Genomic DNA, 15674 nt, shown 5'->3' on the forward strand with positions numbered 1-15674 from the left:
TCAAATAATGATAGATATATGAAATTCAAATTATATAAACCGCTTGCTCTGTGTGCCCTGTTAATGGGATTGACAGCATGCCATGATTTTGAAGAATTGAATACCAATCCTTATGCACCGGTATATAATCCGGAAGTGATAGGAGCCACTCCCGATGGCATTGATATTGACTACGAACTGTCCGAAAGCGCACTACAAAGCCTTCAAGGTACCGAAAGTGCTATTGGCTCTGTATTTGCCAACTTTACTTATGAAGGGGTGTACAATGACTATCAAATAACAACTAATCTTACTCATGATTTTTATGCCGCTTACTTCGCAAATAATGTTAGTGATTTCGTTACAGATTCTCCGACCTATCGTTACAGAGATGATTGGTCTAAAAAACGTTGGGAACACTTCTATGATAACCGTACAGTAGAAGAATACAGTCAGTTGATCAAGACCTTCTGGTTCTGCGGTAAAGATCGTTATCACAACGCATTTTATATTACCCGTATCTACTATGCATTCCTTCTTTCTATGTTAACAGATACGTATGGTGCAGTGCCTGTAGAATATTACGTGAAAGGTGCAATGCCAACAGACGAGAAAGTGAAGTATATGGATCAGAAGGATGTATACGACACTATTTTCAAATTACTTGATCAGGCTATTACAAAGTTACACAATACTCCGGCAACTTCACAATATAGCTTAGGTGAAAATGATAAATGTTATGCGGGTGATAAAGAGAAATGGTTGCGTTTTGCTAATACGTTACGTTTGCGTCTGGCTCTCCGTATTTCTAATGTAGCTCCGGAAGTTGCTCAAGAACAGGGTAAGAAAGCACTAGAGGATCCTTCCGGTCTTATGCAAAATGACGATGACAATATGAAACAAACACCTAAATATTCATATATAACAGGTGGTAATGAAAACATCTACACATTGTTATACAACTGGAGTGCTAATGTTGTATTGTCTAAGGAAATGGAAATTGCCTACAAGGAGCAATCAAGTATCTTGGACCCTCGGTGCGAAATCTTATGGTGGAGACCTACGGCACTTGATGACTTAAATCAAGACGAACCCAAAGAATCGGATAAAGACTTTAATGGTTGTGAAAATGGAGAAACAGCGTTAGGTAGAAGTTATACTACTATTTACTCACCAAGCCGCGTATTTATCAAACAAGACCAACGGAAGTTGGATCGTAAGCATTGGTGGTGTTACGGACGCGAAATCACATGGTTAGGATACTCGGAAAGTTTGTTCCTGCGTGCTGAAGCCGCTCTACGTAAATGGAGTGCAGAAGATCCTAAAGATTTGTATAAAAAGGGAATAGAAGCTTCATTCAGTTATTACCAGATCGGAGCAGACAAAGAAGGACAAGATAAGATTGAAGCATATATGAACAATCTGAAAGGTCTGGAAGCTTTCAACGGTACTGACAGAGAAGCACAACTTGAGCAAATTATTACCCAGAAATGGATCGCTGTTTACCCGAATGGAAATGAGGGTTGGGCTGAATTCCGTCGTACAGATTATCCAAGATTTATGAAAACTCCTAAGAATGGAAACAATTCGGGTGGAGAAGTGCCTAACGGCAAGTTCATCAAACGCTTGAGATATCCGGACAGCGAGTCTTCCAACCCCAACCGTCCCAAAGACGTAGATACACAGGGAACACGTCTGTGGTGGGATATTGCCGACACTAATAATGGCGCAGGAATATACCAGACGCCCAACAACTTCCAATAATATTGAATAATAAGAAAGCGGCTTAAAAGAATTAAGCCGCTTTCTTATTATTCATATATTTATCAGTGATATTTCTATCAGGATTTCATCAATTAGTGTGCTTGAAAACGTTCATAGGATTATTTTACTCTATCTGTTCCTTGGGATAATTTACTAAATACAAGGTCTTCGTAGCTCTTGTAAACGCTGTATACAACCAACGGAAATAATCAGGAGTCAGATACTCATCCGTCATATATCCCTGATCTAAAAATACATTCTGCCATTGTCCACCCTGGGCTTTATGGCAAGTTACCGCATACGCATATTTCACTTGCAAAGCATTATAATGCGGATCAGCCTTCATCTTTTTCATCCGTTCTTGTTTTAAAGAAATATCTGCATAATCTTCAAGTATCGCATAGAACAAACGGTCATTTTCTGTCTTTGGCAAGGCAGGTGTATCCGAGTGCAACGTATCCAATAACAGGTTAGCATCTAACTCAAAATCATTTTGATCCGGAAATTTCAGAGTAACTTCAGCAAAACGGAAACCATATAACTCACGCGTTCGGCGAACACGCCGTACAACCGCAAGTTCCCCATTTGCTAAAAAATCCATCTCTTTATACTGCTCTGTCCAATAATAATTATTCTTTGCCACCATCAGCAAATCCCCTGTATTCAATTCATCTTCCCTCCAAAGAATTTGGGCACGAATACCATTATTATATAAGTTCGCACGTTTATTAGAACGACAAATTACAATCGTTTCATCCATACCGTCACGCTCGTAACACTTCGTCAATTCATCAATTAACTCGGTCCCGGGTAATAGCTTTATATCCGGAAAACCATTCACCTTTATTTTAGGCAAAGAGTAGCATTTATCTTCCATAATCAATTGGCGCAATTGAGTTGCGTTCCAAAGAATTCCTGACTCTTGTACCTGACGAACCACTTGTGTCAGATTTACCTCACGCACTTCCAAACCATATCCTTTTAAGGCATCTGCAAAAAGTGCGGGACTCAATTCCTCACCTACCGGTGGTAGCTGTGCAGTATCTCCCATCAGTAACAATCGACAACCTTCACCTGAATACACAAACTGTATCAAATCATCCAATAACCTGCCTGTACCAAACATACTACCCGATAAACCTTCATTGGAAATCATGGAAGCTTCATCTACGATAAAAAGAGTATTTGTAGCCAAATTATCATTTATTGAGAAATTAGTCATCTCATTCGAAAAAGAACGCTGACGATATATTTTCTTATGAATTGTGAATGCCGAATGACCTGCGTACGCTGAAAAAACTTTAGCAGCACGTCCCGTTGGAGCCAGCAATACCGACTTCTGGCCTAACTTGTCCAGTGTTTTGACCAATGCCCCCACCAAAGATGTTTTACCAGTCCCTGCATACCCACGAAGAATGAAAACCTCCTCATTTATTGTGGAAAGCAAAAACTCTGAAAGAGATTTTACCGCTATTTCCTGCTCAAAAGTTGGTTGATAAGAAAAATTTTCCTTAATTTGCCTTTCTAAATAGTTATTTATCATTTTTGTACGAGAAAAAAGTTCCCGGAACTATCGTATTTAAATTAATTTATTCTATTTTTGCGATGCGAATATAACAACTAAAAAACATATTTTATCATGAAAACTGTATTTAATATTGTGTTAGGGCTTTGCGTGATTGCATTGATCTATATCTGCTACAACAGCATTATGGGTCCTATCAATTTTGAAAATGCCCAAAAAGTAAGAGAAGAAGCTGTTAAAGCTCGCCTAATTAACATCCGCAAGGCGCAACAAGAATACAAAAGTGTACACCGCGGACGCTATGCCGATAAATTCGACGTATTGATTGACTTCGTCAAAACACAGAAATTACCATTCGTTAGAAAAGAAGGAGAATTGACAGACAAACAATTGGAAGACGGAATGACTGAAAAGAAAGCTATGGAAATTATTACCAGAGCTAACAAGACAGGTCGTTTTGACGAAGTAAAAAAATGGGGATTGGAAAATTTCAAACGTGATACTATGTGGGTAGCTATGTTGGATACTATCTATCCTAAAGGTTTTAACGCTGATTCTATGAGATTTGTTCCTTATGGCAATGGAGCTGAATTTGAACTTATCGTAAGAAATGACACTACTCAATCAGGTGCCGCTGTTTGCTTGTACGAGGTTAAAACTCCATATGAAGTTTATCTTAACGGACTTGACAAACAGGAAATTATCAATCTGAAAGACTTGGATAACCAAACCGGTAGATATTCAGGTTTGATGGTTGGGTCTATAGATATGCCAAACAATGGTGCTGGAAACTGGGAATAATGATTGATTTGACTAAATCAAAACAATATACTTTATCCATCCGTCTTAGTACGGATGGATTTTCTTTTTCTATCTATAATCCGATCAACGAAGATTCATTATCACTAATTGAAAAAGAGGTAGATACATCTATATCTCTCACAGCCAATCTGAAAAACATCTTTCACGAATCGGACTTTTTATGTTGCTCATATAAAAGAATAAATATAATAATGGCAAGCAAACGTTTCACAATAGTGCCATTAGATTTCTTTGATGAAGAGCAATGTGAACTTTTATTTTATCACAATCATTCCAAAAGGGAAAATGAAGCTATTATCTACAATATCCTGAGAAAGAATAATTTAGTTATCATTTTCGGAATTGACAAAAGCACATATGCTTTTTTAAACGAACAATATCCGGAAGCACGTTTCTATTCCCAAGCTACCCCGCTCATAGAATATTTATCCATTAAAAGCAGACTAGGAAACAGTAAAAAGATGTATGCCTCTTTCCGCAAAGATGCTATTGATATTTATTGCTTCGAAAGAGGACATTTATTGTTAGCAAACTCTTTTAACTGCATGCATACGGAAGATCGTATCTACTATTTATTATATACCTGGAAACAAATGGAGTTCAATCAGGAACGGGATGAATTACATCTAACAGGAATATTATCCGATAAAAGAAACCTAATGAACGAATTAAAAAAATTTATTCTACAGGTATTTGTTATGAACCCGGCTTCTAACATTGACATTCAAGCTTTATTATCATGCGAGTAATCAGCGGAATTTATAAACGAAGAAGATTTGATGTGCCACGAACTTTCAAGGCACGTCCTACTACAGATTTTGCTAAAGAAAATCTGTTTAATGTACTCAACAATTATATTGATTTCGAAGATGGAGTAACAGCCCTTGATCTGTTTGCAGGTACTGGTAGTATCAGTATAGAGTTGGTATCCAGAGGTTGTGATCGTGTCATCAGCATAGAAAAAGACCCGGCACACTATTCATTCATTTGTAAAATAATGAATGAAGTACAAACAGATAAATGTCTGCCTGTTCGTGGAGATGTATTTAAGTTTGTCAATAACAGTCGTGAGAAGTTCGATTTCATTTTTGCGGATCCTCCCTATGCCTTAAAAGATTTAGCCTCCATACCCGAACTAATATTCCAAAATGAATTGCTCAAAGAAGGCGGCCTATTCGTTCTGGAACATGGCAAAGAAAACAATTTTGAAGATCATCCACATTTCATAGAAAGAAGAATCTACGGTAGCGTAAATTTTTCTTTATTCCGATAATGCATATTTTATCCTACTAAAGCAGCGGAGCCAATAAACGGACAACAGACTCTGCTGCCTTTTGTCTCCAAGAACGCTTTACCCAATTCTTTAAAAAGATTTGCGTGCTTTCCCGCTGGTCCTGAAGAAATATTTCCTTCATCTCAAGTGCGGTATTCATATCATACATGAAAGCATTCACTTCAAAATTATGTTCGAAGCTACGAAAATCAATATTGGTAGAACCTACCGTAGAGAGCATATCATCCGAAACCATCAATTTGGAATGTAAGAAACCCTTTCGATAAAAATAAACTTTAACTCCTGCCTGTAACACATCTGCTAAATATGAATGTGATCCCAGATGAGTAATCCGGTTATCTGCACGTTCCGGTAACATCAAACGAACATCCACTCCAGCCAATGCCGCTGCTTGCATTGCAGCTAAGATCTGTTCTGTTGGCAAAAAATAAGGAGTCTGTATATAGAAATACTTTTTAGCTCCGGAAATAGCCATAGTCAGTCCTTGCATTATTTCTTTCCACGGCCCGATAGGTTCACTTGTAACAGTTTGTACTAACGTATTCCCGCAAGCTTCTATCTTTGGGAAATAACGGGAAGCAGTAATCAACGTACGGTCTACAAAATACCAATCGAGCAAAAATGCGGTCTGCAGTCCATGTACTGCCTTCCCTTCTAATAGAATATGAGTATCACGCCAGATTCCCCAAGAGAAGCCACGCATATAGCGTTCCGCCAGATTCATTCCTCCTACAAATCCTACCCGCCCGTCAATAACAACTATCTTTCTATGGTTCCGATAATTAACCCTACTGGTAAATAAGGGAAAGCGCACTTTTAAGAAACTTCTGACTTCAATCCCTGCATTACGCATTTCCTCAAAAAAGCGATTAGGTACATGCCAGCAACCAACATCGTCATAAATTACTCGTATCTCGACCCCCTGTACTGCTTTCTCTATAAGCACATCCCTGACTAAACGCCCTATAGCATCATCCTCAAAGATGTAATATTCCATATGGATATGCTGCTTTGCCTTATGGAGTTCACGTAACAATGACTGCAGTTTGGTATACCCCTCCGTATAAACGGCAACCCGATTTCCTTCGAATGGAAAAGCTTGATTGGTCTGTTGAAAAAGCTGAATAAGACGGATATATTCATTAGGTATATCAGAACAATCCTGAGCCAGATATTCTGCCATCGGTTTCTTTAAAAGCCGATTATAGCTCTTTTGGCCAATAATACGTTCCCGACGCTGGCTTCTACCAAAGAAAATATAGAAAACGAGCCCTACAACAGGAAGAAAAAGTAGTATAAGTATCCATGCCATAGTCTTTACCGGATTCCGGTTGTCAAGAATGATAATGACAATCGTACCGATAATGGCTCCGAAATAGACAATATCGAAAGCCACTGTTGCTATCTGGCTTACTATATAATTCCAATCAATCATAAAAATCTCCTTTCTATACGGATACTAAACAACAAATATAGAAGAATTTATCGGATAAACAAAAAAGTCCCGATGACAACTCATATCATCATCGGGACTTACTGACTATTTGATCTATAAAATCACAATTTCTTAGTAACGCATGGGTCGCATTCCTCCGCCAAAGCCATGTCCACCACCTCTATTACCATCAAAGCCACGTCTTTCACCTCTATTATTATGTGCCATCTTTCCTCCTAATGTATTAAAACGATAGACAAAATGTACCATGAAGTAACTGCCCAAAGTATTGTATTCCGTATCACTCATCATTGTTTCACTAATAGAACGTGACAAACTACTTTGTTGTTTCAAGATATCATATATTTTAAAGCGAAGAGTTGCTGCATTATTCTTTAAAAAGCTCTTTGAAATTTGTGCATTCCACATCACCTCATTATTATTTAATCCACCGGTATATCCATCTTTGAATCGACAATTTATATCTGTAGAAATAGCAATCTGCCATGGCAAATTGACATTCGTACTTCCTCCAACATAATAGTCAAACGTTTCGCGGTTACTATTTTCTTGCTTACTATTTCTAACCAGATTATAATTTACTGAACCATTTATTGATACGTCAAATACTTCACTTCGATAACTGCCGACAAGCCGTTCTCTTAAGTTCAAACTATGGGTTGTACTCAATTCCTGATCGGATGTTTTCACATCTCCCACACTTGTATAACTTACAGCATCGCTATACCCCGCAACTGAAGTAGACAAAATCGTAAACTTCTGATTCTTCAAAGGAGTATTAAAATTAAAGAATCCTTGAGTCCGCCAATTACCGTTTACATTTTCTTTCTTATAAATACGGGCACCAGTCTGAGGATCATATGTCATCTTATTAGCAACTGAATTCAAGGTATTCGAATAGCTCACATCCATCGTATAGCTACGCATAGATTCCGGAATGAACCGTCTGTAGTTTAAATTAAAGTTACTATTGAAAGAAGGTTTCAAATTGGGATTACCATATCTAAGATTCATAGGATCGGTAATATCAATCACATCTTGCAAATCTTCGATATTCGGAGTACTACTTCTTCCATTATAGCGAAACATCAACACGTGTTGTTTAGTAAACATATACCGGAACATCATTGAAGGTGACCAATTCAACACATTTTGTTCAGGAAGATTCTTTTTGTAATTTGGTCCAATCGTTGTTTTACTTAAAGAAGATTGTGGAGTAAGCCCTACACCTACATCATAAAACATCTTTGCATGCACACCACGAATGGAGAGACTAGCTGTATGAGTATCATAGAAGTTCTCAACTCGTGTACTCAAATCATTATCATATCCGCGTTCCAAATATTCGGGATAAGGATATTTGTTAATACTATCATATACTAATGATTGTGATAACTGCTTACGGTGAGCAAACTCGTAACGTAATTGGAGAAAATGATTCTTGAAAACAGGCTCTGTATAAGATGCAGATACACTCCAGTTACGGCTATCACTATTCCGGTCGGTATAACGAGCAATATCCGAGATACTATCCAATTCAAAAAATTGAGTCTGTGAATCGGAATAACCGTCCGATTCGCTATCACTATACCCGAAACGTGCACCCAAAGACAAATTTCTACCTTTATTGTTCAAACGGCGAAATGCCATCAAACTTCCATTAAAAGACCAATTATGCCCATCCGAAGAAGAAACCGATTCCCTCTCATTGACAGGATTATGAGAATTATTATCCGTTCGCGACCAAGAGCTACTGCTTGTTTCTGTTTGCGAATAGCTACCATTTGGACGGAAAATAATAGTAGTCAATGTATCCGGCCGCCATTCCATACGAAAATCAACCCGGAGATCATGTCTGTCACGATTCGATAAGTTTTTACTCTGTCCAAATGAAGACGTTTCTCCTAAGAAGGTTTCAGAAGAACTCGTACGACGTGCATCATTATTAGAATGTCCATACTGCACATTTCCTCCTACCTGCATTTTAGTCGTTTCTTTGGCATAAGTAACACCAAGCAATTGAGAAGTCGTAATACCAGAACCGGCATTACCACCACCAAGTCCCTGACCGGCATCTCCAAACTCTGAAAATCCTTGATTATTTGTATTATTAGCAGAAGCTATAACGGAAATATTCGAATCATCCTTAAAACGACTGACCATCCCCCCTCCTTCATAACGATCTTTGTTACCATAACCGGCAATCAGGTTACTAATTATACCATTTTTCATTCCCTTCTTAACAGTAAGGTCTAAAACTGATTCTTCGTTTCCATCGTCAATACCAGTAATACGTGCCATATCACTTTTTTTATCATATGACTTGACTTTATCAACGATATTTGCAGGCAGGTTCTTCATTGAGACTTTCGGGTCGTCGGAGAAAAACTCTTTCCCATCCACCATAATTCTCTTGACTTCTTTGCCATTGATAGTGATTTTTCCATCATCACTCACTTCGGCTCCAGGAATCTTCTTCACCAGTTCTTCCAACATCGCTCCTTCCGGAACAGGATAAGCCGCAGCAGAATATTCCGTTGTATCCCCCTTTACTATAACAGGCGGGACCTCCGCTGTAACCACTGCTTCCTTTAACATCACAGCATCTGGCTCCAAAGAAATATTTCCTACTTGTTTATCAGGTACGTTATCAGTCAATTGTATAGGAAGGAATTTAGTACGAAAACCTATAAAAGAAACTTTTAATAAATACTTTCCTGCTTTCACTTTAGGAAGAGTAAACCATCCTTTATCGCTACTTGCTACACCGGCAGCATAAGTACTATCCGGCAGACTCAACAACTGAACCGTAGCCTGTGCTGCCGGCTCATCTGAATCAGATTCCATGACACGTCCCGAAACAGAGATCAACTTATTTTGGGCATAAACAGAGAGGGTGCACAGTAACATTAGCACCATAAAAGCTGAAACTTTCTTCATTTACCTTATTTACGATTTAGTAGTAATACACAATGTCTTTTTGACAAATTGAACCGTAAAAGGTTTAATTCAAATAAAAGCTATCTCTTGAATAATCGATCAACTACCGCTTTTTTTAGACCAAACTCCAAACAAAGCACATTAAATATCAAAAAAGTTAGAAAAGAAGAAGTATCTACATTGATAACATCTTTTTGGAGAACACGCCATAACATACTTCCAAAAACAAAAAGAAATGTTAGAAAGATAGCATTACGAACTGCCGCATTACGAATCTGTTCAGTTTCACGACTCTCATTTTTATTCAATGCAAATATTATCATCAGGCATCCTGCCATCATCAGTAACTTTGTACATTCCTTATAAAACAAGAGATTCTGGTCATTGACCATTCCATTCATATATAATACAGGAAGTATAAATAAAGAGATTATAAGAACAAGGTATCCCAAGGGACGACTGAATACAGGTAGTAATGCTTTCATAAATTCTATGTTTTAATGAGACAAAAGTAAGTAAAAAAAATATTTTATATACATTTGCAGCAAGAAAAAGCTAAAGAATCATGAGTAAACAAGAAGTTATTCTCTGCGAAAGCCTGGCAACAAGTCTCGATCGTGCCATTAAAAAATGTCCGCACGACAAGTTATTCATTCTCACAGACGAGCATACACAACGTTTATGTCTCCCTGCTCTAAAAGAAGTATCTTATCTTAAAGATGCGATTGAAATCTGTATCGGTCCCGAGGATGTACATAAAACGTTAGACACATTAGCTTCCGTATGGATGACACTAAGTGAAAAGGGAGCTACCCGCCATTCATTACTTATCAATTTGGGAGGGGGAATGGTAACAGACTTGGGAGGCTTCGCAGCTGCTACATTCAAACGTGGAATTTCTTATATAAATATTCCCACTACATTGTTAGCCATGGTAGATGCTTCCGTAGGAGGTAAAACAGGCATAAACTTCAACGGACTGAAAAATGAAATCGGTTCATTTGCTCCGGCAGATTGTGTTTTGATTGAAACAGAATTCTTAAGAAGTCTCGATGTATACAATTTTTTCTCCGGATATGCTGAAATGCTGAAACATGGATTGATCAGCAATAAAGCTCATTGGGCTGAATTATTAAATTTTGATACCTCTACTATTGACTATTCTTATCTAAAACAATTAGTCGGTCAATCCGTACAGGTTAAAGAAGACATCGTGAGACAAGATCCTCTTGAACATGGCATACGTAAAGCTTTGAATCTGGGACATACCGTAGGACATGCTTTCGAGAGTTTAGCTTTAGCAGAAAACCGTCCGGTCTTGCATGGTTATGCTGTAGCATGGGGAATTGTCTGTGAATTATATCTTTCGCATCTTAAAGTTGAATTCCCTAAAGACAAGATGAGGCAGACAATTCAATTCATCAAAGAAAACTATGGAGCGTTCACATTCGACTGCAAGCAATATGAACAACTGTATGCACTTATGACACATGATAAGAAGAATACTTCAGACACTATCAATTTCACTTTGCTGAAAGACATCGGAGATATCTGTATAAACCAAACAACAGATAAAGATACGATTTTCGAAATGTTGGATTTCTATCGTGAATGTATGGGAATCTGAATAAATATATCCCGACCAATAAAGAACAAAGGAGCAGATTTTGCATTATGCCTTACTGCTCCTTTGATTTATATCTACTCTTATGTACTCTTAAACGAGTTTATAATATAAGAATTTATTTCGTTATTTGAAAACCTCTCCCGTTCCATCCAAACTTGCTATCCGATATTGTGACAATGACATTCCCGTATGTTTTCTAAAGAAACGTCCCAAAGACGATTGATTAGCAAAATTTGTTTTAAGAGCTATTTCCTGAACATTCAAACTAGTATTCTTCAGTAAAGCTTTTATTTCTAATATGATATATTCTACAATCCAATCTTTAGCAGACTTTCCACTAGTCTCTTTTATAACCATCGACAAATATTTAGAGGTAATACACAATTTATCAGCATAAAAAGCTACATCTTTATTCTCCCTGAAATGCTCCATGATAAGTGCAAAAAACTTATTTGCTAATTCTTCTTTTCGAGTCTCTTGTTTATTTCCCCAAAACAAAGTTGCCTCTTTTTGAAAAGCATTATATAATTCCAAATACAAATACCTTAATAAATGAGTAATCAATTCACGCCTATATAAATCACTTGAGGTTATCTTCTCTTTTACCAATCCAAAAAAATTAAATAGACGCTGAATGTCAGTTTCAGATTGATGATAAACAAAATGACTTCTCATGTAAAAAAAGAAATGAGGAGAAAATAAAGGCATACCAGATAAGGCATCACTATGTAAAGAAAGTGAGACAACCAATGTAATAGTTTGAAAATCGGCACTTACTTCATTTAATGACACATATTGTCCGGGAAATAAAATCATTAACTCTTTAGGCATTATCCAATGCATGCTATCATGCACATGAATTTGCGCTTTTCCCTTAAAACAATATACAATCATAGCAGATTGTATACTTGATGGATAAGGAGTTAAAGGAAGATATTTCAAATTTTCGTAATATCTCAGATCATCACCCAAGGTATAGGTTTCTAATGTTTCACCTTTTTTACTATACAGCATTTATCGAATTCAATAAAACTTTGTACAAAAATATAATATACCAATTTAGCTTATACCATATATGGAAATATGGTATTAAATTAAAGAAATTAAGTCCCTGCTATTTACATTATTTCATAAACAAAAGCTTCACGAGTTAGTTTAATAAAAAGCTTATTATTTAGATTTATTACAAATAATACAGTAGCATATTTCAATAAAATAAAATAAAGGCAAAGTTTATAGATACCTGTTTCTCGTGCAAAAAGCCCCATTAATTTTCTTTCTAGAGTAGTTTTCTGACCTTCGTGTCAAAAATGTAATCAAAAAAATCATTATTCTTACATACAAAGACCTAAAGATCCGCTATTTTTGCAAACAGCATATTAAAAACTGATATGCTGAAACTTGAATTATGATACGAACAATAATTATTAAATGATTATTTAAGCAAACACATAATAATAATTGAAATGAAAAAATTCTTTTTATGCACCGCGTTAGCACTTTCCGTACTGCAATTTGCATCTGCTCAAAAGCAAGATACATGTAAGCCAGTAAATCTTATTTGTGACCATCTGGTAAAACCTTTGGGAATAGACAATCCCAGTCCCAGATTATCATGGATGCTGGACGATTCACGAAAAGGAGCACGACAAACTGCTTATCAAATAGTGGTAGGATGTGATTCTTTGGAAGTTGTTAATGGAAAGGGGAAAGTATGGGATACGGGAAAGAAAAACTCGGATGATATCCTGATTAATTATTCGGGACAAGCACTTCAACCTTTTACTAAGTATTATTGGAAGGTGAATGTTTGGGACAAAGACGGTGTAAATTCCTCATCGGATGTTAGTTGTTTCGAAACAGGAATGATGGGGATGAAAAACTGGCAAGGTGCATGGATTGGGGATAACAAGGACATTGACTACAAACCGGCTCCCTATTTCCGTAAAACATTTGAAGCAAAGAAAAAGATCAAATCAGCCAGAGCGTATATTGCTGTGGCAGGATTGTACGAATTATATCTGAATGGGAACAAGATAGGCAATCATCGCTTAGATCCTTTATATACCCGCTTCGATAGAAGAAACTTCTATGTAACGTATGATGTAACCGGTCAATTGCAACAAGGTAAAAATGCGATAGGAGTTTTGCTGGGGAATGGTTGGTACAATCATCAGTCCATGGCAGTATGGGATTTCCACCGTGCCCCATGGCGTAACCGCCCTACTTTTTGCATGGACTTACGAATTACTTATGAAGATGGTACTGTAGAAGTTATTCCTACAGAAAGAGACTGGAAAACATCATCGGGTGCTTTGATCTTCAATAGTATTTATACGGCTGAGCATTACGATGCTCGTTTGGAACAAAAAGATTGGAGTACAGCAAATTTCGATGATTCAAAATGGCATGGTGTAGGCTATAGAGGAGTACCTTCTCAAAATGTAGTCTCCCAACAAGTACAGCCCATTCGTGCTGTAGAGACAATCCCGGTAAAAACTCTCAAGAAGTTTAATGATTCTACGTATGTATTCGACTTTGCCAGAAATATGGCAGGAGTTACTCGTATAAAAGTATCTGGAGAAGAAGGCACAATTGTGAGAATTAAACATGGAGAACGTATATATGATAACGGCCGAGTGAATACATCCAATATTGATGTGTACCATCGTCCCGTAGATGATTCGGACCCATTCCAAACGGATATTCTCATCTTGAGTGGAAAAGGGGAAGATGAGTTTATGGCTAGATTCAATTACAAAGGTTTTAGATACGTCGAAGTGACAAGTAACAAACCGATCACATTAAACGAAAACAGCCTGACCGCGTATTTTACTCATAGCGATGTCCCTCAAAAAGGAAAAATCAACACTTCAAACACGCTTATCAACCGTTTATGGTGGGCGACTAATAATGCTTATTTATCCAATCTGATGGGATATCCAACCGATTGTCCTCAACGAGAAAAGAATGGATGGACCGGTGACGGACATTTTGCCATTGAAACGGCATTGTATAATTATGATGGTATTACCGTTTATGAGAAATGGTTGGCAGATCATCGGGATGAGCAGCAGCCTAATGGTGTATTACCCGATATTATACCAACCGGAGGTTGGGGATATGGAACGGACAACGGATTGGACTGGACCAGTACAATTGCAATCATTCCATGGAATATCTACATGTTTTATGGTGACAGTAAATTATTAGCAGACTGTTATGAGAACATCAAACGGTATGTGAACTACGTTGATCGTACAAGTCCGAACGGATTAACTTCATGGGGTAGAGGTGACTGGGTGCCTGTAAAATCAGGTTCCTCAAAAGAATTGACTTCATCTGTCTACTTTTATGTTGATACTAAGATTCTTGCCAATGCTGCCAAACTATTTAATAAGCAAGAAGACTATACATATTATACTGCACTAGCTGAAAAAATTAAAAATGCAATCAATGCTAAATTTCTGAATCAAGATACAGGTATATATGCCAGCGGTGTTCAAACGGAATTAAGTGTACCTCTGATGTGGGGAATTGTTCCTGAAGATGTGAAGAAGAAAGTAGTTAAGAATCTAGCGAAGAAAGTAGAAGAAGCAGGTTTCCATCTGGATGTAGGCGTATTGGGAGCAAAAGCTATTCTGAATGCATTAAGTGAAAATGGAGAAGCGGAAACTGCTTATAAAGTGGCCGCACAAGATACATACCCATCATGGGGTTGTTGGATAGCTAACGGAGCTACCACGTTGCTTGAAAACTGGGATTTAAAAGCTACACGAGACATTTCGGATAATCACATGATGTTTGGTGAAATCGGTGGATGGTTTTATAAAGGCTTAGGAGGTATTTTCCCTGATCCACAGCAACCCGGATTCAAACATATTCTTCTTCGTCCTAATTTCCCGACTGGGTTAAATCAGTTTGAAGCAAAACACCAGTCACCTTATGGTGAGATTTGTTCGAAATGGGAACGTAAGAAAAATATCATCCTTTATACAATTAAGGTGCCGGCTAACAGTAGTGCTACTCTTTATTTACCAGATAATATAAAAGGGGAAGAACGTACAATAGAATTGGTAGCTGGAGAATACAATTTTAAGTTCAAATTAAAATAATTACAACCTAGAGGGCACTTAAACATTATTTAAGTTGCCCTCTTTATAAACACGCCACGCTTTATCCAGACTTGATATCTTTTATAATGCAAACCACTATTTCTACAAGAAAAGATATCAATTAAAAATCTGAATATTAATTATTTATTTAA

Annotated in this window: 11 protein-coding genes; 6 read left to right on the forward strand and 5 right to left on the reverse strand. The window is 37.2% G+C overall.

Annotation, left to right across the window (positions count from 1 at the left end; genetic code table 11):
- Window positions 1–18: 18 nt before the first annotated feature.
- Entirely contained in the window at window positions 19–1743 is a 1725-nt protein-coding gene (locus tag CZ225_RS20390; protein ID WP_077155259.1) for a SusD/RagB family nutrient-binding outer membrane lipoprotein, read from the forward strand.
- A gap of 124 nt (window positions 1744–1867) precedes the next feature.
- Here CZ225_RS20390 and CZ225_RS20395 read toward each other — a convergent pair whose 3' ends face one another.
- A complete protein-coding gene (locus CZ225_RS20395) occupies window positions 1868–3286 on the reverse strand; it encodes an ATP-dependent DNA helicase (RefSeq protein WP_077155260.1) in 1419 nt (472 codons plus the stop codon).
- Window positions 3287–3382: 96 nt separating this feature from the next.
- On the opposite strand from CZ225_RS20395, the gene CZ225_RS20400 reads away from it, so the two are divergent.
- From CZ225_RS20400 to CZ225_RS20410, 3 genes are read left to right on the forward strand one after another with little or no spacing between them, the layout of a single operon-like run.
- A complete protein-coding gene (locus tag CZ225_RS20400; RefSeq protein ID WP_077155261.1) occupies window positions 3383–4069 on the forward strand; it encodes a hypothetical protein in 687 nt (228 codons plus the stop codon).
- The gene (locus tag CZ225_RS20405; RefSeq protein WP_077155262.1) at window positions 4069–4839 is read left to right on the forward strand and encodes a DUF3822 family protein; all 771 of its coding nucleotides are present in this window, start codon (window positions 4069–4071) and stop codon (window positions 4837–4839) included. The genes CZ225_RS20400 and CZ225_RS20405 overlap by 1 nt, the downstream gene beginning before the upstream one ends.
- Window positions 4830–5363 carry an RsmD family RNA methyltransferase gene (locus CZ225_RS20410; protein WP_077155263.1) on the forward strand — a complete coding sequence of 178 codons (534 nt, stop codon included), beginning with the start codon at window positions 4830–4832 and terminating at the stop codon, window positions 5361–5363. The genes CZ225_RS20405 and CZ225_RS20410 overlap by 10 nt, the downstream gene beginning before the upstream one ends.
- A 16-nt stretch (window positions 5364–5379) precedes the next feature.
- On the opposite strand, the gene cls is transcribed toward CZ225_RS20410, so the two are convergent.
- The 3 genes from cls to CZ225_RS20425 form a co-directional block, all read right to left on the reverse strand.
- Complete coding sequence (cls, locus tag CZ225_RS20415) at window positions 5380–6819, reverse strand: cardiolipin synthase (protein WP_077155264.1); 1440 nt, start codon at window positions 6817–6819, stop codon at window positions 5380–5382.
- Between the two features lie 132 nt (window positions 6820–6951).
- Window positions 6952–9780 (reverse strand): TonB-dependent receptor, encoded by a 2829-nt coding sequence (locus CZ225_RS20420; protein ID WP_077155265.1) that lies wholly within the window; start codon window positions 9778–9780, stop codon window positions 6952–6954.
- A gap of 80 nt (window positions 9781–9860) precedes the next feature.
- Complete coding sequence (locus tag CZ225_RS20425; RefSeq protein WP_077155266.1) at window positions 9861–10265, reverse strand: hypothetical protein; 405 nt, start codon at window positions 10263–10265, stop codon at window positions 9861–9863.
- A gap of 80 nt (window positions 10266–10345) precedes the next feature.
- Between CZ225_RS20425 and aroB the strand changes: the two genes are divergently transcribed.
- Entirely contained in the window at window positions 10346–11407 is a 1062-nt protein-coding gene (gene aroB / locus CZ225_RS20430; RefSeq protein ID WP_077155267.1) for a 3-dehydroquinate synthase, read from the forward strand.
- Between the two features lie 123 nt (window positions 11408–11530).
- Here aroB and CZ225_RS20435 read toward each other — a convergent pair whose 3' ends face one another.
- A complete protein-coding gene (locus CZ225_RS20435) occupies window positions 11531–12421 on the reverse strand; it encodes a helix-turn-helix domain-containing protein (RefSeq protein ID WP_077155268.1) in 891 nt (296 codons plus the stop codon).
- Between the two features lie 452 nt (window positions 12422–12873).
- Between CZ225_RS20435 and CZ225_RS20440 the strand changes: the two genes are divergently transcribed.
- Window positions 12874–15522 carry a glycoside hydrolase family 78 protein gene (locus CZ225_RS20440; RefSeq protein WP_077155269.1) on the forward strand — a complete coding sequence of 883 codons (2649 nt, stop codon included), beginning with the start codon at window positions 12874–12876 and terminating at the stop codon, window positions 15520–15522.
- The last annotated feature ends 152 nt before the right edge of the window (window positions 15523–15674 follow it).

The organism is Bacteroides bouchesdurhonensis, assembly GCF_900155865.1.
GTDB classification, from domain to species: Bacteria; Bacteroidota; Bacteroidia; order Bacteroidales; family Bacteroidaceae; genus Bacteroides; species Bacteroides bouchesdurhonensis.